Source organism: Sphingobium sp. B2D3C (genome assembly GCF_025961835.1).
Taxonomy (GTDB): domain Bacteria; phylum Pseudomonadota; class Alphaproteobacteria; order Sphingomonadales; family Sphingomonadaceae; genus Sphingobium.
The window spans coordinates 1,950,499-1,975,434 of the sequence record NZ_JAOQOK010000001.1 but is presented as its reverse complement, the minus strand read 5'-3'; the positions used below and the strand labels follow the sequence as shown (position 1 = coordinate 1,975,434).

The 24,936-nt window shown below is 64.5% G+C and carries 23 protein-coding genes and 1 tRNA gene; 14 read left to right on the top strand and 10 right to left on the bottom strand.

What is annotated here, in order from left to right; all coding sequences use genetic code 11:
- Positions 1-58 precede the first annotated feature (58 nt).
- The 3 genes from M2339_RS09225 to M2339_RS09215 form a co-directional block, all read right to left on the bottom strand.
- Positions 59-436, bottom strand: a complete 378-nt coding sequence (locus M2339_RS09225) for a hypothetical protein (protein ID WP_264586827.1) — start codon at positions 434-436, stop codon at positions 59-61.
- 66 nt (positions 437-502) lie between these two features.
- Positions 503-2,605, bottom strand: coding sequence for a PQQ-dependent dehydrogenase, methanol/ethanol family (locus M2339_RS09220; protein WP_264586828.1), 2,103 nt, complete (start codon positions 2,603-2,605; stop codon positions 503-505).
- Between the two features lie 162 nt (positions 2,606-2,767).
- Positions 2,768-3,808, bottom strand: a complete 1,041-nt coding sequence (locus M2339_RS09215; RefSeq protein WP_264586829.1) for a GGDEF domain-containing protein — start codon at positions 3,806-3,808, stop codon at positions 2,768-2,770.
- A 21-nt stretch (positions 3,809-3,829) separates the two neighbouring features.
- On the opposite strand from M2339_RS09215, the gene M2339_RS09210 reads away from it, so the two are divergent.
- Complete coding sequence (locus tag M2339_RS09210; RefSeq protein ID WP_264606306.1) at positions 3,830-3,997, top strand: hypothetical protein; 168 nt, start codon at positions 3,830-3,832, stop codon at positions 3,995-3,997.
- 91 nt (positions 3,998-4,088) lie between these two features.
- Here M2339_RS09210 and M2339_RS09205 read toward each other — a convergent pair whose 3' ends face one another.
- From M2339_RS09205 to hslV, 3 genes are all read right to left on the bottom strand, one after another.
- On the bottom strand, positions 4,089-4,865 hold the full coding sequence (locus M2339_RS09205; RefSeq protein WP_264574746.1) for an enoyl-CoA hydratase-related protein: 777 nt from the start codon (positions 4,863-4,865) through the stop codon (positions 4,089-4,091).
- 28 nt (positions 4,866-4,893) lie between these two features.
- Positions 4,894-6,195: an ATP-dependent protease ATPase subunit HslU gene (hslU, locus tag M2339_RS09200; RefSeq protein WP_264586830.1), complete on the bottom strand. Its 1,302-nt coding sequence runs from the start codon at positions 6,193-6,195 to the stop codon at positions 4,894-4,896.
- Positions 6,196-6,304: 109 nt separating this feature from the next.
- A complete protein-coding gene (gene hslV, locus M2339_RS09195) occupies positions 6,305-6,847 on the bottom strand; it encodes an ATP-dependent protease subunit HslV (RefSeq protein WP_264572210.1) in 543 nt (180 codons plus the stop codon).
- Positions 6,848-7,009: 162 nt separating this feature from the next.
- On the opposite strand from hslV, the gene M2339_RS09190 reads away from it, so the two are divergent.
- Together M2339_RS09190 and M2339_RS09185 are read left to right on the top strand one after the other, a co-directional pair.
- On the top strand, positions 7,010-7,549 hold the full coding sequence (locus M2339_RS09190) for a TIGR00645 family protein (protein WP_264586831.1): 540 nt from the start codon (positions 7,010-7,012) through the stop codon (positions 7,547-7,549).
- A 114-nt stretch (positions 7,550-7,663) separates the two neighbouring features.
- Positions 7,664-7,738: transfer RNA gene (locus M2339_RS09185), tRNA-Val, on the top strand.
- A 290-nt stretch (positions 7,739-8,028) separates the two neighbouring features.
- On the opposite strand, the gene M2339_RS09180 is transcribed toward M2339_RS09185, so the two are convergent.
- Together M2339_RS09180 and M2339_RS09175 are read right to left on the bottom strand one after the other, a co-directional pair.
- On the bottom strand, positions 8,029-9,342 hold the full coding sequence (locus tag M2339_RS09180) for a glycosyltransferase (RefSeq protein WP_264586832.1): 1,314 nt from the start codon (positions 9,340-9,342) through the stop codon (positions 8,029-8,031).
- Positions 9,343-9,552: 210 nt separating this feature from the next.
- The gene (locus tag M2339_RS09175) at positions 9,553-10,026 is read right to left on the bottom strand and encodes a copper chaperone PCu(A)C (RefSeq protein ID WP_264586833.1); all 474 of its coding nucleotides are present in this window, start codon (positions 10,024-10,026) and stop codon (positions 9,553-9,555) included.
- A gap of 282 nt (positions 10,027-10,308) precedes the next feature.
- On the opposite strand from M2339_RS09175, the gene dnaK reads away from it, so the two are divergent.
- Positions 10,309-12,216 (top strand): molecular chaperone DnaK, encoded by a 1,908-nt coding sequence (gene dnaK / locus M2339_RS09170; protein WP_181559100.1) that lies wholly within the window; start codon positions 10,309-10,311, stop codon positions 12,214-12,216.
- Positions 12,217-12,287: 71 nt separating this feature from the next.
- On the top strand, positions 12,288-13,415 hold the full coding sequence (gene dnaJ, locus M2339_RS09165; RefSeq protein WP_264586834.1) for a molecular chaperone DnaJ: 1,128 nt from the start codon (positions 12,288-12,290) through the stop codon (positions 13,413-13,415).
- A gap of 256 nt (positions 13,416-13,671) precedes the next feature.
- Here the strand turns inward: dnaJ and M2339_RS09160 are convergent, their stop codons facing one another.
- Both M2339_RS09160 and purF read right to left on the bottom strand, forming a co-directional pair.
- Positions 13,672-14,397 (bottom strand): SDR family NAD(P)-dependent oxidoreductase, encoded by a 726-nt coding sequence (locus M2339_RS09160; RefSeq protein ID WP_264586835.1) that lies wholly within the window; start codon positions 14,395-14,397, stop codon positions 13,672-13,674.
- Positions 14,398-14,414: 17 nt separating this feature from the next.
- Positions 14,415-15,878, bottom strand: coding sequence for an amidophosphoribosyltransferase (gene purF, locus M2339_RS09155; protein ID WP_181559103.1), 1,464 nt, complete (start codon positions 15,876-15,878; stop codon positions 14,415-14,417).
- A gap of 235 nt (positions 15,879-16,113) precedes the next feature.
- Between purF and M2339_RS09150 the strand changes: the two genes are divergently transcribed.
- From M2339_RS09150 to M2339_RS09110, 9 genes are all read left to right on the top strand, one after another.
- Positions 16,114-18,537, top strand: a complete 2,424-nt coding sequence (locus tag M2339_RS09150) for a membrane-bound PQQ-dependent dehydrogenase, glucose/quinate/shikimate family (RefSeq protein WP_264586836.1) — start codon at positions 16,114-16,116, stop codon at positions 18,535-18,537.
- Positions 18,538-18,706: 169 nt separating this feature from the next.
- A complete protein-coding gene (rodA, locus tag M2339_RS09145; protein ID WP_264574755.1) occupies positions 18,707-19,822 on the top strand; it encodes a rod shape-determining protein RodA in 1,116 nt (371 codons plus the stop codon).
- A gap of 82 nt (positions 19,823-19,904) precedes the next feature.
- The gene (gene ccmC, locus M2339_RS09140; RefSeq protein WP_264574756.1) at positions 19,905-20,636 is read left to right on the top strand and encodes a heme ABC transporter permease CcmC; all 732 of its coding nucleotides are present in this window, start codon (positions 19,905-19,907) and stop codon (positions 20,634-20,636) included.
- Positions 20,637-20,647: 11 nt separating this feature from the next.
- Complete coding sequence (gene ccmD / locus M2339_RS09135; RefSeq protein WP_181559106.1) at positions 20,648-20,779, top strand: heme exporter protein CcmD; 132 nt, start codon at positions 20,648-20,650, stop codon at positions 20,777-20,779.
- Between the two features lies 1 nt (position 20,780).
- Positions 20,781-21,260, top strand: a complete 480-nt coding sequence (gene ccmE, locus M2339_RS09130; RefSeq protein ID WP_181559107.1) for a cytochrome c maturation protein CcmE — start codon at positions 20,781-20,783, stop codon at positions 21,258-21,260.
- Complete coding sequence (locus M2339_RS09125; protein ID WP_264586837.1) at positions 21,257-23,212, top strand: heme lyase CcmF/NrfE family subunit; 1,956 nt, start codon at positions 21,257-21,259, stop codon at positions 23,210-23,212. Before ccmE ends, M2339_RS09125 begins: the two co-directional genes overlap by 4 nt.
- Positions 23,209-23,751: a DsbE family thiol:disulfide interchange protein gene (locus M2339_RS09120; protein ID WP_264576216.1), complete on the top strand. Its 543-nt coding sequence runs from the start codon at positions 23,209-23,211 to the stop codon at positions 23,749-23,751. Before M2339_RS09125 ends, M2339_RS09120 begins: the two co-directional genes overlap by 4 nt.
- Complete coding sequence (locus M2339_RS09115) at positions 23,748-24,170, top strand: cytochrome c-type biogenesis protein CcmH (RefSeq protein ID WP_264576215.1); 423 nt, start codon at positions 23,748-23,750, stop codon at positions 24,168-24,170. Before M2339_RS09120 ends, M2339_RS09115 begins: the two co-directional genes overlap by 4 nt.
- Positions 24,167-24,871: a tetratricopeptide repeat protein gene (locus tag M2339_RS09110; protein WP_264586838.1), complete on the top strand. Its 705-nt coding sequence runs from the start codon at positions 24,167-24,169 to the stop codon at positions 24,869-24,871. Before M2339_RS09115 ends, M2339_RS09110 begins: the two co-directional genes overlap by 4 nt.
- The last annotated feature ends 65 nt before the right edge of the window (positions 24,872-24,936 follow it).

Below are 24,936 nucleotides of genomic sequence, written 5' to 3'. Positions count from 1 at the left end.
ACAGCAACGCCGGGGTTTTGCCCCGGCGTTTGCGTTTGTGCCGCTGTCGGAGAAGAGCTCAGCTCTCCTCTTGGGCCCCATCATCCTGCGAGCCGATGATGGTCGCAGCCACCAATATCCCAGCGACAGTCAGCACCGGATTGCGGACCGCAAAGCGAAGGCCGTAGTTGATGAGGCGCGGCGTCACCGCTGCGACTACCATTTTGGCGAGCGTGCGGTTATCCTCATGCTTGATCGATTTGACGATCGGCTGCGCCAGGCGCACGCTGGTCTTGCCAAGGGCGCGGCCGGTCTCGACCGCCTTGTCGGCAATCACCTGCGTCGTGCTCTTCTCATGCTCCACCACCACGGGCAGCTGACGCGGGTTTACGGCCTTGGTCCTCGCACGGCGCGGGGTTGCCGATTTCGGCTTATCGGTTTTCGCTTGTCTCGTCATGATCTCGTCCCACGCCTGTTGTCTCTCATGGTCTAACGTCGGCGCGGGGTGCCCGTTCCCGTGCTCTTACCAGTCTTCCTGAGCACGGGTGATCAGATAGCCATGAATGTCTTCTGCCTGCGCCCTGGTCAGCACGCCGCTGAAATTGGGCATGCCCTTGTGGAGCAGGGTTCCGTTCAGCACAATGTCGAGAAAGCTGTCATGTGCATCCTTGCTCATCCGCCGCAGATCCTTGATGCCGCCGACGGCATTGTCGCCATGGCAGCGATTGCAGGTCTCACCATAGAGAGCCGCGCCACGCGCGGCGACCTCGGCAGGGATGCGCTGGCGGGGCAGATAGGCTGTCTCTTCCTGCGTCTTCATCGTCGGCAGCGTCACGCCCCTGGCATCCAGCTTGAACACCAGCAGCTTGGCGGTGGCGAAGCGGAAGGGGCCGTCCTTGGCGAGATTATAGACCGGAGAGCCGCCCCAGCCGACATTGAGCGCGATATATTGCTCGCCATCGATCATATAGGTCATCGCGCCCGCGACGCCGGCCTGATCGACGTTCATTTCCCATAACTTCCGGCCATTGTCCGCCCGGTAGATGGCGACGGTCTTGTTGATCGTCGGCTGCACGAGGATATTACCCGCCGTGGTCAGCACGCCGCCTGAGCCCGGATGCGGATAGGGCACGCGCCAGGCCTCGCTCTGCGTCGCCGGGTTCCAGGCGAGCAGATAGCCTTTCTCGCTCGCCATGACCTCGTTCATCAGCTGCTTGCGCAGCTCCGGCTGGTTGGCATGATCGAAACCGGTATTATTGCGCCCGCGCACATACTGATACGCACCGTCCGGCTGGTTGGCGTAGATCGACCCCTGCTCCTGCGCCGAGAGATAGACCAGCCCGGTCTTGGGGCTGTAGCTCATCGGGTGCCAGGTGTGCGCGGCCATCCAGCTCGGGCTCATGATGTGCGGCGTGGTCGTGTTATGCGCGGTGGGCAGCACCACCGGGCGCCCCGTCTTCATGTCGACATGGCTGGCCCATGTGTTGACCGAGACATAGCTCTTCGCCGAGATCAGCGCGCCGGTCGCGCGGTCCAGCACGTAGAAAAAGCCGTTCTTCGGCGCCTGCATGGCGACCTTGCGCAGCTTGCCGTCGATCTTGAGGTCGGCGAGCACGATGGGCTGGGTGCAGGTATAATCCCAGTCCTCCTCGGGTACCATTTGGTAGTGCCATTTATAGGCGCCCGTGGTCGCATCCACCGCCACCATGGAGCAGAGGAACAGATTGTCGCCCTTGCTGTCGCTGCGGTGATGCCAGCTTTGCGGGCTGCCATTGCCGGTGCCGATGTAGACGAGGTTCAGTTCGGGATCGTAGGCGAAGCTGTCCCACGCATTGCCGCCGCCGCCGGTCTCCCAGAATTTTCCGTGCCAGGTCGGCGCGGCGATCTTCATCGCGCTGTCGGAGGCTTCGCCGTCCGAGCCGTTGGCGGGGTTGCCGGGGACGATGTAGAATTTCCACAGCCGCTTGCCGGTCTCGGCATCATAGGCGACCACGAAGCCGCGCGAGCCATAGTCCGCGCCGCCATTGCCGATGATCACCTTGCCGTCATAGACGCGCGGCGCGCCGGTGATCGAATATTGCTCCTTGCGATCGAAGGTCTGCGCGGACCAGAGCTCGGCCCCGGTCTTGCGATCGATGGCGATCAGCCGCCCATCCAGCGCGCCGATGATGATCTCGTTGCCCCAGGCGGCAAGGCCGCGCGAGGAGGGGCCGCAGCAGGCGAGGCCGGCCCATTCCTTGCCGACCTTGGGGTCGTAAACCCACAATTTCTCGCCGGTCTTGGCATTATAGGCGGTGACGACGTTGAAGATATTTTCGTTGTAGAGGACGCCGTCGATCACCAGCGGCGTCGCCTGCACGCCGCGATAGGTATCGAGATCGTCGAACCAGGCGAGGCCGAGGCGATGGGCATTGCTGTCATTGATCTGGTCGAGCGGGCTGTAGCGCTGTTCGTCCCAGGTGCGGCTGTAGGATGCCCATTGGCCGGGCTGATCGTCGGCCTTCACCATCTGCGCGTGGCCGATGCCGGCTTCCGTCGCCACCGAAGTGGTGGATGTCGTCATCTGGCAAGCGCTGGCGCCCAGCAGCGCCGTTGCGGCCAGAATAGCAAGCCCGTGCGTCTTCATATCCTCTCCCGACGTTCGGCCGCCTGCGCGCGATGAGCAGGTGGGGCCGCGCCTTCAGGCTATGCCGCACAAGGCGCGTGAATCCAACGCCGCTGGCTTGACCCGCGCGTCACACTTGTTGACCCAAGTGGCTACCGGGCGGGGCGGAGGTGGACGTGCTGATCAGGCGACGCGGCGGGTGATCGTCTCGACGGCCTCATATTGGGAAATCTCGCCGCCCTGCTTGCTGGTGTAGAGCGCCTTGTCGGCAAGGGCGAGCAGGTCTTCGAGCGCTTCGTCCCGGCCGCGCGACACTACGAAGCCGTGGCCGGTCGAGATCCTGAGGGTTAGCGCGCCGATGCTGAACGGCTGGGTGATCGCCTCCCGGATGCGGGCGGCGAGCTGGGCGGCGTCGTCGGCGTTCACGATGTCATACTGGATGACCGCAAATTCGTCCCCGCCCAAGCGCGCGACGATGTCGCTGTCCCTTATCGTCCGCGCGATGCGCTTGCCGGCGGCGGCGAGCAGGGCATCGCCGACCGGGTGGCCATGGCGATCGTTGACGGGCTTGAAGTCGTTGAGGTCGAGATAATGGACCGCGATCAGCTTGTTCTCCGCCCCGGAGGCGACCACCTGCTCCCACCACTCGCGCAGCGCGATGCGGTTGGGGAGGGCGGTCAGCGCATCCTTGCGGGCGAGGTGCGAAAAGGCGATGCGCAGCGCAATGTCGTCCGCCGAGCGGTTCTGCTTGCCGCGCAGGCTCTGGATGCCGCTCAGCAGGATCGCCGCCATCACGGCGCCGCTGAGCTTATAGAGAAAGTCGGGTTGCAGCAGCATCGCGGCGATGACTGGCCCGAGCGCCAAGATCATGCTCGGCACGGCGATCCACATCCGCGATCCCATGCCGACAGCGACGCCGGCGCAATAGCTGAGCGAAAGGGCCGCAGCCACCATATGGGTGTCCGCGGAGGGGAGCTGGAGCAGGCGAAAGCCGAACAGGCCAAGCACAAGGGAAAAGCAGAGATAGGGAATCGCAAAGAGCCGCTCGAGATATCTCGCCTGTTCGATCGTCACCCCTTCGGCATGGATGACCGGTGCGATCAGATGCGCGGACACGAGGCGGGCAACGGACGCAACCGCGCCCAGGATCAGCAGGACGAGCAGGATGCTGTCCCCGGTGCGGTTCAGGATCACTAGCCCCGCAGACAGAAAGCTGATCGTCATGACCAGCGCCGGCGCGAAGGCATGAAAGAGGCCACGAATCAGGTCAATTTCAACCGCTTCGGGGTGATGACGCAGGGGGCTGCCTCGGCCTTTGATGTTACCCACCGTCACATCTCACATCTTATTTCGGTCAACCACGGAGGGCTCGTCTCATCAAGCCGCGCCGCTCGCCGTGAGCGCTTCATCTAGAGGGTGAAACGTCTCCAAATCTTTAAAGTTGTTATTATTTCCGGCGACCCGTTGTGCCGTGCCTCATCGGCACAGAGCACTGTAGCAGTGCTTAACGCCCGGTCCATTCCGGCCGGCGCTTTTCCACAAAGGCTGCCATGCCCTCCGCCTTGTCTTCGGTGGATGCGAGAAGCTGGAAGATGCGCCGCTCGCTGACCAGACCCTGGGTGAGTGTGGTTTCGAACGCGAGGTTGACCAGCTCCTTGTTGGCCATGACGGCCAACGGCGGCATGGCGGCGACCGCCTCGGCCGCCTTCAGCGCTTCGTCGAGCAGATCGTCGGCCGGCACGATGCGCGCGACGAGGCCAGCCCGCTCGGCTTCCTCTGCATCCATGCGGCGGCCGGTCAGACACAGGTCCATCGCCTTGGCCTTGCCGACCGCGCGGGTGAGCCGCTGCGATCCGCCCATGCCCGGCGCCACACCCAATGTGATTTCAGGCTGACCGAACTTGGCCGTGTCTGCCGCAATGATGAAGTCCGCCATCATCGCCAGTTCGCACCCGCCGCCGAGTGCAAAGCCGGCAACCGCCGCGATCCACGGCTTGCGCGTCGCGGCGATGCGGCTTGTCCACTGCGCGAACATCTCCGCGCGGTACATGTCGGCGCCGGTCTTATCGGCCATCTCCTTGATGTCCGCGCCGGCGGCGAAGGCTTTCTCGCTGCCGGTGAGGACGAGGCAGCGCTGCGCGTCGTCCGCATCGTAGCCCTCGAATACCGCGATCAGATCGGCCAGCACCTGGCTGTTGAGGGCGTTGAGCGCCTGGGGACGATTGAGCATGACCAGCGTGACGGCGCCGCGCTGCTCGACCAGCACTGTCTCATAGCTCATGCGCAATCGCTCCCTTAACGCCTCCGGTTCAGAGGATATATTTGCTCAGGTCCGTGTTCTTGGCGATACCCGAAAGCTGGCGCTCGACATAGCCGGCATCGATGGTGATTGTCTCGCCTGCGCGGGTGTCCGCCTCGAAGCTCACATCCTCCAGCAATTTCTCCATAACCGTCTGGAGCCGGCGCGCCCCGATATTCTCGACCTGCTCGTTCACGTCAGCGGCGATCTTCGCGATGGCGCGGATGCCGTCCGGCGCGAGCTGGATGGTGACGCCTTCGGTCGCCAGAAGCGCGGCATATTGCTCGGGCAGCGAGGCCTTGGTGTCGGAGAGGATCGCGACGAAATCCTCCTCGGTCAGGCCCTTCAATTCCACGCGGATCGGCAGGCGGCCCTGCAGTTCCGGCAGCAAGTCGCTCGGCTTGGCGACATGGAAGGCGCCCGAGGCGATGAACAGGATATGGTCGGTCTTGAGCGGGCCGTATTTTGTGGCGACCGTCGTGCCCTCGATCAGCGGCAGCAGATCGCGCTGGACGCCCTCGCGGCTCACCGATCCGCCGCGCACGTCGCTCACCGCGATTTTGTCGATCTCGTCGAGGAACACGATGCCGTTCTGCTCGGCCGAGGCAATGGCGACGCGGGCGACATCGTCCTGATCGAGCCGCTTGTCCTGCTCCTCCTCGACCAGCTTGTCCCATGCATCGGCCACGCGCATCTTGCGACGCTTCTTCTGCTGCTGGCCGAGCGCCTTGGACATCATGTCCGACAGGTTGATCATGCCGATATTGCCACCCATGCCAGGGATTTCCATCGGCGCGGCGGGCGCGTCGGTCACCTCGACCTCCACCTCGACATCGTTCATCTGGTCGCTCTCGATCCGCTGGCGGAAGGAGAGGCGGGTGGCCTCGCTGGCTTCCTTCCCGGTGAGCGCATCGAGCAGTCGGCCCATGGCCGCCTCGCTGGCCGCGCCGCGCACGGCCTCCCGCCGGCGCTCACGTTCGAGGCGTACGGCTTCCTCGACCAGATCGCGCACGATCTGCTCCACGTCGCGGCCGACATAGCCGACCTCGGTGAACTTGGTCGCTTCCACCTTGATGAACGGCGCATCGGCCAGCTTGGCCAGACGGCGGCTGATCTCGGTCTTCCCGCAGCCCGTGGGACCGATCATCAGGATGTTCTTGGGCGTCACCTCGTCGCGCAGCTCAACGGGCAGCTTCTGCCGCCGCCAGCGGTTGCGCAGGGCAACGGCGACGGCGCGCTTGGCCTCGGCCTGGCCGATGATGTGCGCATCCAGCGCGGTGACGATGGCTTTGGGGGTGAGATTGTCGTTCATAAGGGTGCTTTGAAATCCGTTCGTGTCGAGCGAAGTCGAGACACGTTGAGGCCGGTCTGTCCGTCTCTCGACTTCGCTCGAGACGAACGGGGTGAGGCGGGATGATGTGTCAGGTGGCGCTGTCCAGAGTCTCGATGGTCAGGCTGTCATTGGTGTAGACGCAGATTTCCGCCGCGATCTTCATGGCCTTGCGGGCGAGCGTCTCGGCGTCCTTCTCATAATCCTGCAGCGCCCGCGCGGCGGAGAGCGCGTAATTGCCGCCCGATCCGATCGCGGCGATGCCTTCCAGCGGCTCCAGCACATCGCCATTGCCGGTGAGGATCAGCGTCGTATCCTTGTCCGCCACGATCATCATGGCTTCCAGATTGCGCAGATATTTGTCCGTCCGCCAGTCCTTCGCCAGTTCCACGGCGGCGCGCATCAGCTGCCCGTTGTGGCGCTCCAGCTTGCTCTCCAGCCGCTCGAAGAGCGTGAAGGCATCGGCGGTGGCGCCGGCAAAGCCGCCAATCACGCTGCCATCATGCAGGCGGCGGACCTTGCGGGCATTGGGTTTCATGACCGTCTGCCCCATCGAGACCTGGCCATCGCCGATGACGACGACCTTTCCTGATGCGCGGACGGAGAGGATGGTGGTGCCGTGCCAGACCGGCATGGCGCTGTGCTGGGTGTCTGCCATGCGCCGCGATATGGGTGAGGGGAACCGGCCATGCAAGCGGCAGCCGGTCGGTCGGACGCGCGTGGCATGCGATGGCTGCGGCGGGGGCGCCAGAATCGGGGATGACAGGGCTCAAGCAGGCCATTATCTGGCGCCGCCATGACACCTGCCGATCCCAACGCTCCGCTTCGTCCGCTTCCGCTGCTGATCTTCGGGTCGCGCTGGCTGCAGCTCCCGCTGTATCTGGGCCTCATCGTCGCGCAGTGCGTTTATGTGTTCCTGTTCCTCAAGGAACTGATTCACTTGGTTATGCACGCCTATGAGTTCACCGAGCAGCAGATCATGCTGGTGGTACTCGGATTGATCGATGTGGTGATGATCTCGAACCTGCTGATCATGGTCATCGTCGGCGGATACGAGACTTTCGTGTCCCGCCTCGGCCTGCAGGGTCATCGCGATCAGCCCGAGTGGCTCAGCCATGTGAATGCCGGCGTGCTCAAGGTGAAGCTGGCGATGGCGATCATCGGCATTTCCTCGATTCACCTGCTGCGCACCTTCATCGAGGCGGGCGCCATGGGCACGCCCGCGGCCCGCGTGACGAGCGAGGGGGTGATGTGGCAGGCGATCATCCACGGCCTCTTCATCATATCCGCCATCGGCATCGCCTATGTCGACCGGATGACGCAGACCAAGCACTGAGCCGAAGCGCGGTATCGCGCTGGTGGTCCCGAGGAATCGCACAGAAGGCCGATACAGCGGCTTGACATGCCGCCCTTCAATCGCCAAAGCGCTCGCCTCCGCGATTGGATCGCCGGGCGCGTAGCTCAGTGGTAGAGCACACCCTTCACACGGGTGGGGTCGCAAGTTCAATCCTTGCCGCGCCCACCATTAAATGCCCTGATTTTAAGGGTTTTTAATGCACATTTCCGAGCGAATGAAAAACCGCTTTTCCGGGACAGACCGAAAACAAAGGTCTCTTCCGTGGGCTGATCGGTACAAATCCCGTACAGCATTTCACGCCGGTTTGCGGGCTCTAAGCCAAATATATGCGGCGCCGATCTTCGCGCCTACATCGACGACGATCAGAACCTTGCCCCTGGCCAAGGATAGCTTGGGAGTGATTTTCGATGGCACTTGTCACATGCTCGGGGGCAGGCCGTCGCCTCTATCCGGCCAGACTAAGCGCAGGGTTTGAAATCGCTCTCATGGCGCGCGCCCTCAAGGCCCGTCCCGCTGATGAGAGCTTCGACGCCCCGAGGTTCGGCTCGACAGTATAGCTTCATCAGCGATGCCCGATGAGCGAACACAGCTTCGTCGTTCATGTGCGCACCATCCTGAGCCGCCCGGCCGATCAACGCCGCAAGGGCAGGCCGATCACGCCCCAGCCGGACCAATTCATGCGCTAAAGCCTGAGGATCCATGGGGGTGAGGACGCCGCCACCGTGGCCGGAAATCAAATCCTGAGGATATGCTGACTCATAACCGACTATGGGTGTTCCAGACGCCAGCGCCTCGATCAGGTTTCGCGGAGATTCAGGTGTCAGGTGACAAAACGGCATCAGATGCGCCGCGCGCAACTTATCCAGCAACTCCGATCGATCGACAAGGAGGCCGGGGAATTCGATTTGTTCCTCAAGCCCTTGCGCCAGCACTTTTGCGCGCGCCTCCTCCCGTTGCGGGCCATCGCCAAACCACTGGGCACGAAACGCTACCCCCGCCTCTTTGACGAGACGGAGCGTTTCTATCCAGTCCATGACACCTTTATCGGGGTGAAACCGCCCAATGTAGATCAGACGCAGAGGGCCGTGCTCGACGTCGCGTATTTTGCGGATCAGGCTCTCGTCCGAGATTTTGTCGTGCGGCTTCAAATGGATGTCGTGCACAAGAAACGAATTGGCATTGAACCCACGATAAGTCTGGTAGCAATCATTGCCGTGGAACAGGCCAAGCGCTGCCGAACCAATCGCGCGACGCTCCAGACGTTGCGCAAGGCCCGCATTCATAAGCCTGACGAAGCGCCGGATGCCCGACGCTCTGAGGGCGTCGATGCGCATGACTTCCGACTCGACCCTGTCCGTCCACACCGCGACCTTCCGCCCCCGGCGGGCGGCCATCAGCGCCGCAACGGCGGCCCAGTCCCCCCATGCTCCGCCAAGGGCACAATGGAGGAACGCGTGGCTGTCGATCAGGCGTGACAATTTGGCACGCATCTCTGGATAGGCCTTGGCAAAGGAAAGGGGCGTCCACCCTGGCGGCATCAGCTCAACGGCAAGATTGGGTCCCAAGCCAAGCCCGGCGATCGAGACGCTATCCGCGGGAGGAGGAGCGTTCACGACCTTCACGCACAATGTCATCTGGCCGAAATGGCGAATCCACTGGTGCAGGCCATTCGCCGCCTGCTGCTCAATGAAGACATCGCCTTCGTACTGATGAACGAGAAGGGGCAGGATAAGGAGCAAGCCGCCCGACGGTTTGCTTGCCACGTCTTCCATCAACTGACCCCACCACATTTCTCCGCCCAGCCGCCTCATAAAGCGGGCGCGCGCGGCAGCAAGTCTCTAACTCGGCAAGTATTAAATCCGTTCTAATATCGGAGTCGTTTCGCTGTCAGACCGGGCCGCAGGTTCAGTCTTGTCTGCGCCACCATCCCAGGGCCGTCACGCCCATGTCCCCATCATATGCCTGGACAGGCCGAGCCCAGCTTAGTGGCCGCTATGGTCTTCCATGCCGGCCATCTCACCAGCCGCGCCCGGCTGTTGCACGATGGCGTCGGCGAGAATGCGCTGGCCGTTGGAGAAGATGAAGGTGAACGTCATCTTCTTGTCCGCAAGCGCCTGCGGGTTGATGGACCACAGCATGAGGTGCTTGCCGCCCGGCTCAAACTTCACTGTCGCACCGGCGGGCACGTCCACGGTCTTCACCGGCCGCATGGAGGCGATGCCGTCCTTGGTGCTGCTCTCGTGAATTTCCACACGCACGGCCTCGTCGGTCAGCACGTCGCGCAACACGACATCATCGGCGCCGCCGTGGATCGTGAAATAGGCCGCAGAGGGGGCATTGGGATTGGGGTTGAGGCGCAGAAAGCCGCCATCGACATCCAGCGGCGGCGGGTCGCTGCACGCACCGAGCGTCGCCAGCATCGCGGCTGCGACGAGGAGCGAGGAGGGCTTGTGCATGTGCGGTCTCCGGGAGGTTTGTTATCTCGCCGGGCTTTAGACCCGGTGATCTACGCCGCCAAGCAAAACAGGGCCGGCTTGCTCGGGCGAGCATCTCCTGACCTGTCCGGTCGGGCCTGCGATGCGCGCTTGGGTCAGCTAAATCATCTCGGGACTTGTTGCGCGAAAACACCCTCCTATATCGGCGCGGTCAACGGGGTGGTTTCGGCCTGAGTGCGGAGCCGCCCCGGCAGCGGCCCAATTCCGGGCGCTCAACTACACATGGGGTACAAGAGGGCAAATATGGCTAAGGTTATCGGTATTGATCTCGGCACCACGAACAGCTGCGTCGCCGTGATGGACGGCGGCAAGCCGAAAGTGATCGAGAATGCGGAAGGCGCGCGCACCACGCCCTCCATCGTGGCATTCGCCAAGGATGGCGAGCGGCTCATTGGCCAGCCGGCCAAGCGTCAGGCCGTGACCAATCCGGACAACACCGTGTATGCCGTCAAGCGCCTGATCGGTCGCCGGTTCGACGATCCGCTGACCAAGAAGGACATGGAGCTGGTCCCCTACAACATTGCCAAGGGTCCCAATGGCGACGCTTGGGTGAATGCTGGCGGGCAGGACTACAGCCCCTCGCAGATTTCCGCCTTCATCCTGCAGAAGATGAAGGAAACCGCCGAGAGCTATCTCGGTGAGACCGTGACGCAGGCCGTCATCACCGTGCCGGCCTACTTCAACGACGCGCAGCGCCAGGCGACCAAGGACGCCGGCCAGATTGCGGGCCTTGAAGTGCTGCGCATCATCAACGAGCCGACCGCGGCCGCGCTCGCCTACGGGCTTGAGAAGAGCGAAGGCAAGACCATCGCGGTCTATGACCTTGGCGGCGGTACCTTCGACATCTCGATCCTCGAGATCGGCGATGGCGTGTTCGAGGTGAAGTCGACCAACGGCGACACCTTCCTCGGCGGTGAGGATTTCGACTCCAAGATCGTCGAATATCTCGCTGATGGCTTCAAGAAGGACGAAGGCATCGACCTGCGCGGCGACAAGCTGGCGCTGCAGCGCCTGAAGGAAGCCGCCGAGAAGGCCAAGATCGAGCTTTCCAGCGCGCAGACGACGGAAGTGAACCTGCCGTTCATCACCGCCGATGCGACCGGTCCCAAGCATCTGGTCAAGACCATCACCCGTGCCGACCTTGAGCGGCTGGTCGAGGCGCTTATCAAGCGCACGCTCGAGCCCTGCAAGAAGGCGATCGCGGACGCAGGTGTCTCCTCCAGCGAGATCAGCGACGTCGTGCTCGTTGGCGGCATGACCCGCATGCCCCGCGTGCGCGAAGTGGTGAAGGAGTTCTTCGGCAAGGAGCCGCACACCGGCGTGAACCCGGACGAAGTGGTCGCCATGGGCGCCGCTATTCAGGCCGGCGTGCTGCAGGGTGACGTCAAGGACGTGCTGCTGCTCGACGTGACGCCGCTGTCGCTGGGCATCGAGACGCTGGGTGGCGTGTTTACCCGCATGATCGATCGCAACACCACGATCCCGGCTAAGAAGAGCCAGGTCTACTCGACGGCTGATGACAATCAGCAGGCAGTGACCATCCGCGTCTTCCAGGGCGAGCGTGAAATGGCGGCGGACAACAAGCTGCTCGGCCAGTTCGATCTGGTCGGCATTCCGCCGGCACCGCGTGGCGTGCCGCAGATCGAGGTCACGTTCGATATCGACGCGAACGGCATCGTGAATGTGTCCGCCAAGGACAAGGGCACCGGCAAGGAGCAGCAGATCAAGATCCAGGCTTCTGGTGGTCTGAGCGATTCCGACATCGACCAGATGGTCAAGGATGCCGAGCGCTTTGCCGAGGAAGACAAGAAGCGTCGCGAGGGCGCTGAGGCGAAGAATAACGCCGAGAGCCTGATCCACACCACGGAGCGCCAGCTCGCCGAGCACGGCGACAAGGTGGACGAGGCGCTCAAGGGCGAGATCGAGGCGGCTGTCACGGCGGCCAAGAGCGCGGTCGAGGGCGGCGATGTCGAGGCGATGAAGACCAAGACCCAGGAACTGGCTCAGGTCTCCATGAAACTCGGTCAGGCGATCTACGAGAAGGAGCAGGCTGCGGCCGCGTCTCCGGGCGCCGAAGGCACGGCCCAGAAGGCTGATGATGACGTCGTCGACGCCGAGTTCTCGGAAGTCGACGAAGACAACAAAGCCTGATTGAACGGAAATGACGCCCGGCCGGCCCGTGAACTGGCCGGCCGGGCGATTGCTTGGGACTGCTGCGGGGCATGAGTAGCAAAATCGATTATTACGAGCTGCTCGAAGTCGAGCGGACGGCGGATGGCGCGACGATCAAGTCGGCCTATCGCAAGCTGGCCATGCAGTGTCATCCGGATCGCAATCCGGGCTGCAAGGAGAGCGAAGCCAAGTTCAAGGCGATCAACGAAGCTTATGACTGCCTAAAGGACGAGCAGAAGCGAGCGGCTTATGATCGCTTCGGCCACGCCGCCTTCGAGCAGGGCGGTATGGGCGGCGGACGGGGCGGTCAGGCCGGTTTCTCCGATTTCTCCGATATTTTCGAGACGATCTTCGGCGATGGGTTTGGCGGCGGTGGCCGTCAACAGACGCGGCGCGGCGCGGACCTGCGCTACGACATGGAAATCTCGCTGGAAGATGCCTTCCATGGCCGCGACACGACCATCGAGATCGATGTCTCCACGCAATGCGACGCCTGCGACGGTAGCGGCGCTGAGCCTGGTACCAGCGTGGAAAGCTGCCCGACCTGCGGCGGCCACGGCAAGGTGCGGGCGCAGCAGGGCTTCTTCGTCATCGAGCGGACCTGCCCGAGCTGCCATGGCGCGGGCCAGCGGATCAAATCACCCTGTCGCGCCTGTCGTGGCGAGGGGCGCGTGGACAAGCGCCGTTCGCTGGACGTGAAGGTGCCGGCTGGCGTCGATGAAGGCACGCGCATTCGCCTCACCGGGCAAGGCGAGGCCGGGCCGCGTGGCGCGCCAGCGGGCGATCTCTACATCTTCCTGCATGTGAAGCGGCACCAGATTTTCGAGCGGGACGGCACCAACCTGTTCTGCCGCGTCCCGATCAGCTTCACGCTGGCGGCCTTGGGCGGCACCATCGAGGTGCCGGGCCTGGACGGCGAGGATCATGAAATCCGTATTCCCGCCGGCATTCAGTCCGGCAAGCAACTGCGCCAGCGCGGCGCCGGTATGCCGGTACTGAACGCACGCGGCCGGGGCGATCTGGTCATTCAGATCGAGGTGGAGACGCCCACCAAGCTCTCTGCCCGGCAGAAGGAACTGCTGGAAGAGTTTCGCGCCACCGAGACCGGTGAGGAATGTCCGCAGTCGAGCGGGTTTTTTAGCAAGATCAGGAATGTGTGGAGCGATTTGACGGAGTGATCGTACCGGGTGGTGGATTGTCGGAGCGCTTATCAAAGCGCTGGTCAATCCGCCGTCGTGGAGCTCTGCTGCCCTAGGCTCCTGCCTGCGCAGGAGCACAGCTTGGGCTCAACAGCTCACTTGCACGCCTGATCATACGGCCAAGGGTGATGCTCCACACAGCCTCGTGCTCCTGCGCAGGCAGGAGCCCAGGGCGCAAAAGCACTGCCCCAAATCGTTGATCGAGTAAGCCCGGCCCTAAACGCCGGCCCCTCTCTTACCGCGGCAGATCGACCCGCGTGCCATCCGCTGCATCGCTGACCACCAGATCGGCAATCGCGCGGCCGACCACGTCCGGCGTCTTGAGCGTTGCCGGGTCTTCGCCGGGATAGGCGCGGGCGCGCATGGTGGTGCGGGTGGGGCCGGGGTTGACGATGTGGGTGCGGACCTTGGAAATCTTGGTGACTTCCTGCCCATAGGCGCACACCAGCACGTCTTGCGCCGCCTTGGATGCGCCATAGGCGCCCCAATAAGCGCGGGGCGCCGTCGCGACGCCAGTGGAGAGGGCTACGACGCGTGCGTCGCTGCTCTTGCGCAGCATGGGATCGAAGGCCGCGATCAACGCCTGGGTCGAGGCGATGTTGAGCGTGAGCTGCCGGGCAAATTCCTTGGTGTCGATGGCCGTCACGGCGGCAAGCGTGCCCAGCGTGGCAGCATTGAGCACCAGCACGTCGAGCGCTTCCCAGCGCCCGCTGATCGCCGTGGCCAGGCGCCCGATGCTCTCCCCGTCGGTCAGGTCGAGCGGGGCGATGGTGGCGCTGCCGCCAGCGGCGTGGATTTGCTCTTCCACCGCTTCAAGATCCGGCACGGACCGCGCGACCAGAACCACATGCGCCCCATCGCGCGCGAGTTCGATCGCGGTGGCCGCGCCGATGCCTCGGCTGGCGCCGGTGACGAGGGCAAGGCGCCCGGCCAGGGGCCGGTTGTCGGTCGTGTCGGTCATGCTGTCTCCGCTCCGGCTCAGACCACGCGTTCGCGCAGCAGTTCGAGCTGGTTCACTTCGGCCTGATCGTCGAAGTCGGTGAGGGTGGTGGGATAATCGCCGGTGAAGCAGGCATCGCAATATTGCGGCAGCTCATCATTGCGGCGCGCCTCGCCGATCGCCCGGTAAAGGCCTTCGATCGACACGAAGGCGAGGCTGTCGGCATGAATGAACGAACACATCTGCGAGACGTCCATGCGGTGCGCGAGCAGCTTGGCGCGCTCGGGCGTATCGACGCCGTAGAAGCAGCTATGCCGGGTCGGCGGGCTGGCGATGCGCATATGCACATCCTTGGCGCCGGCCTCGCGCATCATCTGCACGATCTTGAGGCTGGTGGTGCCGCGCACGATCGAATCGTCGATCAGCACGATGCGCTTGCCGGCGATCAGTGCCCGATTGGCATTGTGCTTGAGCTTCACGCCCAGGTGGCGAACCTTGTCGCCCGGCTGGATGAAGGTGCGGCCGACATAATGCGAGCGGATGATGCCCAGCTCGAACGGAATGCCCGATTGCTGCGCATAGCCGATGGCGGCAGGCACGCCGCTATCCGGCACGGGAATCACGAGATCGGCATCGACCGGGCTCTCGATGGCCAGCTGCGCGCCAATGCCCTTGCGGACCGAATAGACGCTGCTGCCATCCACAATGGAATCCGGCCGCGAGAAATAGACATGCTCGAAGATGCAGGGGCGGGCCTGCGCCGTCTCGCCAAAGGGGCGGTGCGAGCGGATTTCGCCGCCCTGCGTCACGACGATCAATTCGCCGGGCTCGACCTGCCGGATATATTCCGCGCCGACCACATCGAACGCCACAGTCTCGGAGGCGAAGATGATCGCATCGCCCAGCCGGCCCATGACGAGCGGACGGATGCCGAGCGGATCGCGGCAGGCGATCAGGCCTTCGCGCGTCAGGCAGATGAGCGAATAGGCGCCCTCGACCTGCTTGAGCGCATCGATGAAGCGATCCAGCAGGGTCCGGTAACGCGATTTGGCGACGAGGTGGATGATCACCTCGGTATCGCTGGTCGACTGGAAGATCGCGCCATCGCGCACCAGCCGCTTGCGCAGGTTCATCGCGTTGGAGATGTTGCCATTGTGAGCGATGGCGAAGCCGCCCGAGGACAGCTCTGCATAAAGCGGCTGGACGTTGCGCAGCGCGGTCTCGCCGGTGGTCGAATAGCGCACATGGCCGCAGGCGACATGGCCGGCGAGCTGGCGGATCACATCGTCCTTGTCGAAGTTGCCCGCGACATGGCCCATGGCCCGGTGGGTGTGGAACTCCTCCCCATCCCAGCTGGTGATGCCGGCGGCTTCCTGCCCGCGATGCTGCAGGGCGTGAAGGCCCAGCGCCACCATGGCGGAGGCTGTGTCGGCGCCATATACGCCAAAAACGCCGCACTCTTCGCGCAGCTTGTCGTCATCAAATGGGTGCGTGGTCAGCATGGCTCTACTCATAGCCGACGGGGTGCGATTCCCGCCGCGTCGCGATCCTCGTTGCCGGCCATATAGGAGCGTCAAACTGCTTTGTCGCCCCATTGTCGCAAGAAAGGTGGTGAATGCCCCGGGTTGGGCACGGGCGGGGCCTCCATAAGCGCGTGAAGCTGCCAAAATCGGCGAAGGGCATAAAGTTCGGAACCATGCCACCCGGAGGCTGTTTCCCTTGCAAAAGGAGATCGCCATGCCGGTTGATTGGACGTCCCGCGCGCGTGCTCGCTCCCTCTTCGCAACCATCGTCGGCGCGATTATCGCGCTGGTCGGCCTTGTGCTGGCTATCGGCGGCGCATGGCTCGCGGTGCTGGGTGGCAGCCTCTATTACCTCATTGCCGGGGTGCTCCTCGGTCTGGCGGGCTTTCTCCTCATCCGACAGCGGGTGCTGGGCGTTTGGGTCTATCTCGCGGCTTATGGACTTTCGATCATCTGGGGGCTGGCGGAGGCCGGGCTCGATGGGTGGGCGCTGATTCCCTTCACCGTCGGCCCGACGGTGCTCCTGATCCTTGTGCTGCTGACCTTGCCGGTGCTCCAGCCCGAGCGCTGGCAATGGCGCTTGCCGATTATGGCGAGCGTGGCAGCCGTGCTTGTGCTGGCCGTGGGTGGCGTGGTGATCTCCCGCCTCAACCTTCCTGACGTCGGCACGATGCCGGCGCGGCTAGCCTCGACGGTGGCCGATCCCTCGCTATTGCGACCCGGGACGGACTGGCCGGCTTATGGCGGCAGTTACGCAGCGCAGCGTTATTCTTCGCTGGGCCAGATCACGCCGGCCAATGTCGGAAAATTGCAGCGCGCCTGGGTGTTCCACACCGGCGATCTGCCCGAGGATATGGCCGACAACAAATATGGCGCCGAAACGACGCCGCTGAAGGTCGGCAATACGCTCTATCTGTGCTCGGCCACTAATATTCTCCTCGCGCTTGATCCGGCGACCGGTCAGCAGCGCTGGCGCTACGATCCCAAGGTCGACCATGCGTGGATTCCCTATACAGCGGCGTGCCGGGGCGTCGCTTATTATGCCGTGCCGCAAGCCACGGAAGGGCAGGCCTGCGCGACGCGGATCATCGAGGGTACGCTGGACGGGCGCCTGATTGCCGTGGATGCGCAGACCGGCCGGCCCTGTTCCGACTTCGGCGAGAACGGCGCGGTCGATATCAAGCGCGGCATGGGCAAGGTGGTGCCGGGCATGGTCTCGATCACATCGCCGCCCACCATCGTGCAAGGCGTCATCGTGACCGGGCACCAAGTGCTGGATGGGCAAAAGCGCGATGCGCCGTCCGGCGTCATCCAGGGATATGATGCGGTCACGGGCGAGAAGCGCTGGGCGTGGGACATGCTCAACCCGGATTGGGCGGGCGATCCGCCGGCCGGGCAGGAATATGCGCGCGGCACACCCAATATGTGGACCATTGCCAGCGGCGATGAGTCGCTGGGCCTCGTGTATCTGCCGATGGGCAATTCCGCAGTGGATTACTGGAGCGGGAGCCGCAGCCCGCAGGAGGACGATTTTTCTTCCTCGCTGGTTGCGCTGGACGTAACGACCGGCAAGCCGCGCTGGCGGTTCCAGACCGTGCATCGGGACGTGTGGGACTATGATCTCGGCGCGCAGGCCACGCTGGTCGATTTCCCCAATGGCTCCGGCACGGTGCCGGCGCTGATCCTGCCGAGCAAGCAGGGCGAAATCTACGTGCTGGACCGTCGCACCGGCCAGCCGATCTTTCCGGTGCAGGAGCGGGCGGTGCCGCGCACCGGCGTGGAGCCGCAGCGGCGCAGCCCCACCCAGCCTTATTCCACCTACCACACGCTTGCCTTCCCGGACCTCCAGGAAAGCGACATGTGGGGCATGTCCCCCATCGACCAGATGGTCTGTCGCATCCAATATCGGCAGGCGGAATATCGCGGGCGATACACGCCTCCCACGGCGGACAAGCACTTCGTCGAATATCCGGGCTATAATGGCGGCACGGACTGGGGCGGGCTCGCCATCGATCCGGTGCGCGGCGTGATCCTCGCCAACTACAATAATATGCCCAACTATAATCGCCTGGTGCCGCGCGCCGAGGCGGACCGTCGGGGCTTCCCGGCGCCGCGTGGCGACGAGAAGGCGCGGGGCGGCAGCATGAGCGAGGGTGGCGGTCACGGCTCGCAAGACCCGCAGGCCGGCTCGCCTTATGCCATTTCGGTAAACGCAGGGTGGCGGCTTTCGCTGACTGGCCTGCTGTGCAAGCGCCCGCCTTATGGCGGTATCCGTGCGATCGACATGCGGACGGGCCAGACCATCTGGGATCGCCCCTTCGGCACCGCGCGGCGCAATGGCCCCTGGGGAATTCCGTCCATGCTTCCCATCAACATCGGCACGCCAAACAATGGCGGCGCGGTGGTCACGGCTGGCGGTGTCGCCTTCATCGCCGCAGCGACGGACAATCTGATCCGCGCCATCGACATCGAGACGGGCAAGACGCTCTGGCAGGATAGGCTGCCGGCGGGCGGTCAGGCGACGCCGAGCGTGTATGAGGTGAACGGCAAGCAGTATCTCGTCATCATGGCGGGCGGGCACCATTTCATGGAGACGCCGATTGGCGATGAAGTGATCGCCTACGCCCTGCCGGGATGAGAATGGGAGGAAACATGGCTTTGGCAGGTCGGGCGTGGCAAGCTCGCTCGATCCGCCGAGCGCTTGCCTGAGGCGAAGGGGTTAAGCGCGTGCTTTCACTGGAGGCGGAAAGGCATTAGGCGGGGAGGGCAACGTCGCCCTCCCAAACTCCGGTTCAAGATCCCGCCCCATGATGCTCGTGCATGTCCCGCCTGCGATCGCCAACCAGTCCTGGCGTGCCATCGGCATCGTGACGGCGCTGGCAGTGGTCGGCGCGCTCGCACTCTATTCCATGGCTGGTGGTTCGATGGTGCCGTGGGCCGGTGCGCATCTGCTGCGCTTTGCGCTGTTTCTGATCCTGGCACTGGTGATTTCCTACATCCCCTCCGAGCAGTTCAAGCCGCTGCTCTTCCCGGCCTATCTGGCGAGTCTCGCGCTGCTCATCATTGTGCTGATGATGGGCATCGTGGGGGGCGGGGCGCGGAGCTGGCTCAATCTCGGCTTCATGCAGTTGCAGCCCTCCGAGTTCGTGCGGCTGGCCGTGATCGGCATGGTCGCGCGATTCTACGAGATGTTGCCGCCCGCCGCGACGCGCTCCTTCACGGCGCTATGGCCACCGGTCGCGCTCACGGTGGTGCCCTTCGCGCTCATCCTGCTCCAGCCGGATCTCGGCACCGGCATGATGCTGGTGCTGTCTGTGGCGGTCGTGACCTTTCTCGCGGGATTGCCGCTGCGGCTCTATGCGGCGGCGGGCGCGGCCGCGATCGTGCTGATCCCGGTGATCTACAGCTTCCTGCTGCCGCACCAGCAGCGGCGCGTGACGATTTTCATGAACCCGGAGGCCGATCCGCTGGGCGCGGGCTATCACATCACCCAGTCGGTCATCGCCATTGGCTCGGGCGGCTTCTTCGGCAAGGGCTATCTGCAAGGCAGTCAGAGCCATCTCCATTATCTTCCTGAGTCGCATACCGATTTCATTTTTCCGGCCATAACCGAGGAGTGGGGGCTGCTCGGCGCGACGGTCATCATCGCCTTGTTCTGGCTGCTGCTGCGCTGGGGCATGAACGTCGCGCGGGATGCTGCCAGCCGTTTCGACCAGCTGCTGGCGGCGGGGCTGACCTGCAGCCTGTTCCTCTACATCTCCATCAACATGATGATGGTCGTCGGCTTTGCGCCGGTCGTCGGCCTGCCTTTGCCGCTCGTCTCCTATGGCGGCTCCGCGATGCTCTCGATCATGATCTCACTGGGGCTGTTGATGGGCATCGACCGCAAGACCCGCAAGCGCGCCAACCCCTATCTGCGCTGAGCGCGGCCGGGGTCACATTCGGCGTCACATTCTCTGGCCAAAGCCACTGGCGCGCCTGCCCCGCTGCCTCTAAAGGGGCGGGATGCACGTCCTTGCGAACCCGCGACGTTTTCTGGCGATTGCCGTGCCTGCGACGCCCTGGTGCTTCTGGGGCGGCATCCTCCTGATTCTCGCCGGGTGCTGGGCCGGGCTGTTCGTGGCGCCCGCGGATTATCTGCAGGGGCACAGCTTCCGCATCCTCTACATTCATGTGCCGGCGGCATGGCTGGGCATGGGCGGCTGGAGTGGCCTCACCATCGCGGCGATCATGCAGCTTGTCTGGCGTCACCCGCTGGCGAGCGTCGCGGGCCGGGCCATCGCGGTGCCCGGCGCGGTCTTCACCGCCCTGTGTCTCGCCACCGGATCGATCTGGGGCCGGCCCACCTGGGGGACATGGTGGGAGTGGGACGGGCGGCTGACCTCCATGCTGCTGCTGCTGTTCCTCTACATTGGCTATATTGCACTGGCGCGCGCCAGCGTGGAGCGGGGCGATGCCGGCGGCGTCAGCCGCGTGACGGCGATCTATGCGCTCATCGGCGCGCTCAATCTGCCGATCATCCATTATTCGGTCGTGTGGTGGAACAGTCTCCACCAGGCCAAGAGCATCAGCGTGGTCGGCATGAGCAGCAGCATTGCGCCATCCATGCTCTGGCCGCTTGGCTTGACGGTGCTCGGCTTTACCCTCTGGTTCACGGCGATCGTGCTGCTGCGAATGCGGGCGATGCTGGCGGAAAATCGGATCGAGGCGCGGTTGCGCCGGATGTCGCGGGGCTGAGGGCGCATATCATGAATCCCTGGCCTTTCGTGATTGCGGCTTATGGCCTCACCTTCGTTGCGACGGTTGCGACCAGCCTGTGGGCTTGGGCCCGCGCGCGGCAGGCGGAGCGCCGGGCGCGGGATTTGCTGGAGCGGGATTGAAATGGTTGCGGTGACGTCGAACAGAGCTGGCCCCAAGCGCAAGCATCAGCGCCTCATTCTCGTCGGGCTGGCGCTGGCGGCGATGATCGGCGGCGTGCTGCTGGCCATGTCCGCACTGCGCTCGCAGGCTGCCTATTTCTACACGCCCGCTGAAGCGCTGGCCGCGAAGGTCGAACCGGGTCGCGCGATTCGTCTGGGTGGCATGGTCGAAGCGGGCAGCATCAAGCGCCACGCCAACGGAACGACGGTGGATTTCCGCCTGACCGACGGCAAGGCGACCGTGCCGGCCTCCTTCACCGGCATCACGCCCGACCTCTTTGCCGAGAACAGCGGTGCGGTGGCGGAAGGTGCCTTTGGGGAAGACGGCGTGTTCCGCGCGACCAACATCCTCGCCAAGCATGACGAGCGCTACATGCCGCGCGAGATGGAGGGCATCAAATATGATCCGCAGACCCATCAGGTGGATGCAAGCGGCCAATGATCGCTGAAGCCGGCCTTGCCGCCCTGTGGCTCGCGGCCACGCTCGCCGGCCTGCAATTGCTGCTCGCCTGGTTGGCCGTCGCGCGCGGCAATGCCGATGCGGCCCGCTTCATCCGGCCCCTGGCGGTCGCGCAGGGCGTGCTGGCGGGTCTCGCTATGGCGCTGCTCATCGTCCTGTTCCTGATCTCCGACATGTCGGTCTATCTGGTCGCGGCGAACAGCCATTCGCTCAAGCCGTTCATCTACAAATTCGCCGGCGCCTGGGGCAATCACGAGGGCTCGATGCTGCTCTGGGTGGCGGTGATGAGCCTTGCCGGCGGCGCGGTGGCGCTGTTCGAGCGCAGTCTCGACCGCGCGACCCATTTCGCGACACTCGGCGCGCAGGCGGCGATCAGCCTTGGCTTTTACGCCTTCCTGCTGTTTGCTTCCAATCCCTTCCAGCGCCTCAATCCCCCGGCGGTCGAGGGGCAGGGGCTGAACCCGCTGCTGCAGGACCCCGGTCTCGCCTTCCATCCGCCGACGCTTTATTTTGGTTATGTCGGCCTGTCCGTAGCCTTCTCCTTCGCGGTGGGCGCGCTGCTCACCCGGCAGGTGGATGCCCGCTTTGCCCGGGCGATCCGGCCCTGGGTGCTGGGCGCCTGGGTGCTGCTGACCATCGGCATCGCGGCCGGCTCCTACTGGGCTTATTATGAGCTAGGCTGGGGCGGCTGGTGGTTCTGGGACCCGGTCGAGAATGCCTCGCTCATGCCCTGGCTGGCGGCGACGGCGCTGCTCCATAGCGCTTCGGTCCTGGCTGCCCGCGATGCGTTGCGGGCCTGGACGGTGATGCTGGCAGTGGTCGCTTTCGCCATGTCGATGATTGGCACCTTCCTCGTGCGCTCGGGCATCCTGACCAGCGTCCATGCGTTCGCAGTCGATCCCACGCGCGGCAGCTTCATCCTCATCCTGCTCGGCCTCTATATCGGCGGCGCGCTCGCGCTGTTCGCGATGCGGGTCCACACGGTGAACGAGGGCGCGCGGTTCGATCCGCTTAGCCGCGAGGCGCTGCTCGTCGTCAACAACCTGCTGCTGTGCGTGATTCTGGGGCTGGTGCTCATCGGCACGCTCTATCCGCTGCTGACCGAAATGCTGGGCCAGAGCGTCTCTGTGGGTCCGCCTTATTTCAACGCGGTGATCGGGCCGATCACGCTGGTGCTGATGACCGCGCTGGTCGTCGGGCCGCTGCTGCGCTGGCGGCGGGACGAGTCGGGCGCAGCACTGCGGCGTTCGGCTCCCGCTATCGGCGCTGCCTTGGTCACGCTGATCGCCGTGCTGCTGTTTGCGGACCGCCCGATCGGCTGGCTGCCGCTATTGGGCCTCGTTATGGCCGCCGCCGTTGCCGTGGCCAGCGTTGCGCCGCTCTGGAAGCGTAATCTGCGGCGTACGCCGATGTTCACTTATGGCATGGTGATCGCGCATCTGGGCTGCGCAGTCAGCCTGGCCGGCATGGCGAGCGAATCGGCCTTCTCATCCGAGCGGCTGGCGGCTGCAGCGCCGGGGGACTCTTTCGAGATCGCCGGCTACACCGTGACCATGGAAGGGGTGCGGCCCTATGCCGGGCCGAACTGGACCGCCATGGAAGCGCAGCTTGTCGTGCGACGTGGCGCCAAGGTGATCGGCACCGCGCGGCCTCAGGCCCGCTATTTCACCGATCCGCCGACGCCGACCAACGAGTCCATCCAGCTTACCCGCTGGAACGGCCAGCTCTATCTGGTGCTGGGCGAAGCGCTCGAAAATGGCCGCTGGCAGTTGCGCATCTGGTGGAAGCCGTTCGTCACGCTGATCTGGGGCGGCGCGGGACTGATCGCGCTGGGCGGCGCGCTGGCGCTGGTCGGCCGCGTCCGGCGCGAGCGCAAGCAGGCGCGGCTCGCGCGCGCATCTGGCGCGGAGCATCCGCAGGAGGCGCTGGCATGAAGTTCGGCAAGCGCTCGCTCATCCTGTGGATTCCGCTGATTGCCTATGTGATCTTCCTCGGCGTGGCCTCGCTGGGCCTCAATCGTGAGCAGCAGACGGTGGTGCAATCGCGGATGATCGGCAAGCCGGTCCCGCCGATGGACCTGCCGGCGGGCGCCTCCAGCCGCCCGACGCTCTCCACCAAGGCGATGGCGGACGGGCAGCCGCGCCTGCTCAACATCTTCGCGAGCTGGTGCGTGCCCTGCATCGCCGAGGCGCCGGTGCTGCTGCAACTTGCCCAACGGGGCGTGCCCATTGATGGCGTGGCCATCCGCGATGCCCGCGCCGATGTGGACGACTTCCTGACGCGTCACGGTAATCCTTATCAGCGCATCGGGCTGGATGAGCGCAGTGCCCTGCAGTTCTATATGGGCTCTTCCGGGGTGCCGGAGACGTTCGTGGTCGATGGCAAGGGCATCATCCGCTACCAGCATATCGGCGTGATCGGCCCGCAGGATGTGGACATGATCCTCGCCAAGCTGCGCGAGGCGCGGTCATGAGAGGCGCGCTGATCCTGCCGGCGTTGCTCGCCATCCTGCCGGCGCCTGTGTTCGCGCAGACCGCACTGCCGCCCGCACCCTATGCCAATCGCCAGCTCGACGATCCGGCGCTGGAGGCGAAGGCAACCGAGCTGATGCACACGATTCGCTGTCTGACCTGCCAGAGCCAGTCTATTGCGGACAGCGACGCGAGTATGGCGGCGGACCTGCGCTCGATCATTCGCGAGCGCATCGCGGCGGGCGAAGACCCTGAGGCCATTCGCGCCTGGCTCATCGAGCGCTATGGGGATTGGATCAGCTACAAGCCGACCGCGGACCCCATTCTCTGGCCGCTCTGGGCGGCACCGCTGATGCTGCTGGGCGCGGGCGGGGCGCTGGCATATGGGCGGATGCGCCGCCGCAAGGGAGCGAAGGCATGACCGGCCTGTTGATCGCAGCGGGCATCGCGCTCATGGTCGGCATCGGCATCATGCTGGGTGCGCGCCTGCCGCTCCGCCATGCCGCGCCGGTTGCCACTGCGCTGCTGCTCGGCCTCGCCGGCTATGCCTGGCAGGGCAGTCCGGGTCTGGCCGACAAGCCGGTCGCGGCGAACGACTCGCGCGTGAAGTTCGATGAGGCGTTGGCCAAGAAGCGCTCGGAAATCGGCGAGCGGCTGACTGGTGCGACGAAATGGCTTGTCGTGTCCGACGCGCTCGCCCGCAAGGGCAACACGGCCGGCGCCGCCAATGTGCTGCTCTCGGGCCTGAAAGAATATCCCGATGACGCGAACATCTGGGTGGGGCTGGGCAATGCGCTGGTCGCGCATGGCAATGGCACGCTGACCCCGGCGGCGGATTATGCCTTCGCGCAGGCCCTGCATTTCCAGCCGGACGGCGTTTCTCCCAATTATTTCTATGGGCTTGCCCTGGCGGAGTCGGGTCAGTTCGACCGCGCGCGCGATGTCTGGCTGAAGCTTGCAGCGCGCCTGCCGGAGGATTTCGAGCTGCGTGAGGAGCTGATCCGCAACGTGGCGTTGCTCAATGCGCTCATCGAGCGGCGCGATGCCATGGCGCAGGGTGGGCCATCTCAGGGCGATGCCCCGCAGGCTGGGGCGCCCCAAAGCGGAAATGCCGGCCCCTGATGGTGCGTTGCGTGCCTCTCGACGAAGTGCTAGGGCGCCGCCCGTTCAGGGCAGGGCCTGGGCAA

Excerpts from the sequence above, each read along its gene's own strand:
- ccmC (WP_264574756.1), top strand. The coding sequence starts at position 19,905 with ATGCACGTCCTTGCGAACCCGCGACGTTTTCTGGCGATTGCCGTGCCT.
- M2339_RS09190 (WP_264586831.1), top strand. The coding sequence starts at position 7,010 with ATGACACCTGCCGATCCCAACGCTCCGCTTCGTCCGCTTCCGCTGCTG.
- hslV (WP_264572210.1), bottom strand. The coding sequence starts at position 6,847 with ATGCCGGTCTGGCACGGCACCACCATCCTCTCCGTCCGCGCATCAGGA.
- M2339_RS09125 (WP_264586837.1), top strand. The coding sequence starts at position 21,257 with ATGATCGCTGAAGCCGGCCTTGCCGCCCTGTGGCTCGCGGCCACGCTC.
- M2339_RS09225 (WP_264586827.1), bottom strand. The coding sequence starts at position 436 with ATGACGAGACAAGCGAAAACCGATAAGCCGAAATCGGCAACCCCGCGC.
- M2339_RS09150 (WP_264586836.1), top strand. The coding sequence starts at position 16,114 with ATGCCGGTTGATTGGACGTCCCGCGCGCGTGCTCGCTCCCTCTTCGCA.
- M2339_RS09120 (WP_264576216.1), top strand. The coding sequence starts at position 23,209 with ATGAAGTTCGGCAAGCGCTCGCTCATCCTGTGGATTCCGCTGATTGCC.
- dnaK (WP_181559100.1), top strand. The coding sequence starts at position 10,309 with ATGGCTAAGGTTATCGGTATTGATCTCGGCACCACGAACAGCTGCGTC.
- hslU (WP_264586830.1), bottom strand. The coding sequence starts at position 6,195 with ATGAACGACAATCTCACCCCCAAAGCCATCGTCACCGCGCTGGATGCG.
- ccmE (WP_181559107.1), top strand. The coding sequence starts at position 20,781 with ATGGTTGCGGTGACGTCGAACAGAGCTGGCCCCAAGCGCAAGCATCAG.
- M2339_RS09180 (WP_264586832.1), bottom strand. The coding sequence starts at position 9,342 with ATGGAAGACGTGGCAAGCAAACCGTCGGGCGGCTTGCTCCTTATCCTG.
- M2339_RS09220 (WP_264586828.1), bottom strand. The coding sequence starts at position 2,605 with ATGAAGACGCACGGGCTTGCTATTCTGGCCGCAACGGCGCTGCTGGGC.
- M2339_RS09205 (WP_264574746.1), bottom strand. The coding sequence starts at position 4,865 with ATGAGCTATGAGACAGTGCTGGTCGAGCAGCGCGGCGCCGTCACGCTG.
- M2339_RS09110 (WP_264586838.1), top strand. The coding sequence starts at position 24,167 with ATGACCGGCCTGTTGATCGCAGCGGGCATCGCGCTCATGGTCGGCATC.
- rodA (WP_264574755.1), top strand. The coding sequence starts at position 18,707 with ATGATGCTCGTGCATGTCCCGCCTGCGATCGCCAACCAGTCCTGGCGT.
- dnaJ (WP_264586834.1), top strand. The coding sequence starts at position 12,288 with ATGAGTAGCAAAATCGATTATTACGAGCTGCTCGAAGTCGAGCGGACG.
- M2339_RS09115 (WP_264576215.1), top strand. The coding sequence starts at position 23,748 with ATGAGAGGCGCGCTGATCCTGCCGGCGTTGCTCGCCATCCTGCCGGCG.
- ccmD (WP_181559106.1), top strand. The coding sequence starts at position 20,648 with ATGAATCCCTGGCCTTTCGTGATTGCGGCTTATGGCCTCACCTTCGTT.
- M2339_RS09160 (WP_264586835.1), bottom strand. The coding sequence starts at position 14,397 with ATGACCGACACGACCGACAACCGGCCCCTGGCCGGGCGCCTTGCCCTC.
- M2339_RS09215 (WP_264586829.1), bottom strand. The coding sequence starts at position 3,808 with ATGACGATCAGCTTTCTGTCTGCGGGGCTAGTGATCCTGAACCGCACC.
- purF (WP_181559103.1), bottom strand. The coding sequence starts at position 15,878 with ATGCTGACCACGCACCCATTTGATGACGACAAGCTGCGCGAAGAGTGC.
- M2339_RS09210 (WP_264606306.1), top strand. The coding sequence starts at position 3,830 with ATGAAAGAGGCCACGAATCAGGTCAATTTCAACCGCTTCGGGGTGATG.
- M2339_RS09175 (WP_264586833.1), bottom strand. The coding sequence starts at position 10,026 with ATGCACAAGCCCTCCTCGCTCCTCGTCGCAGCCGCGATGCTGGCGACG.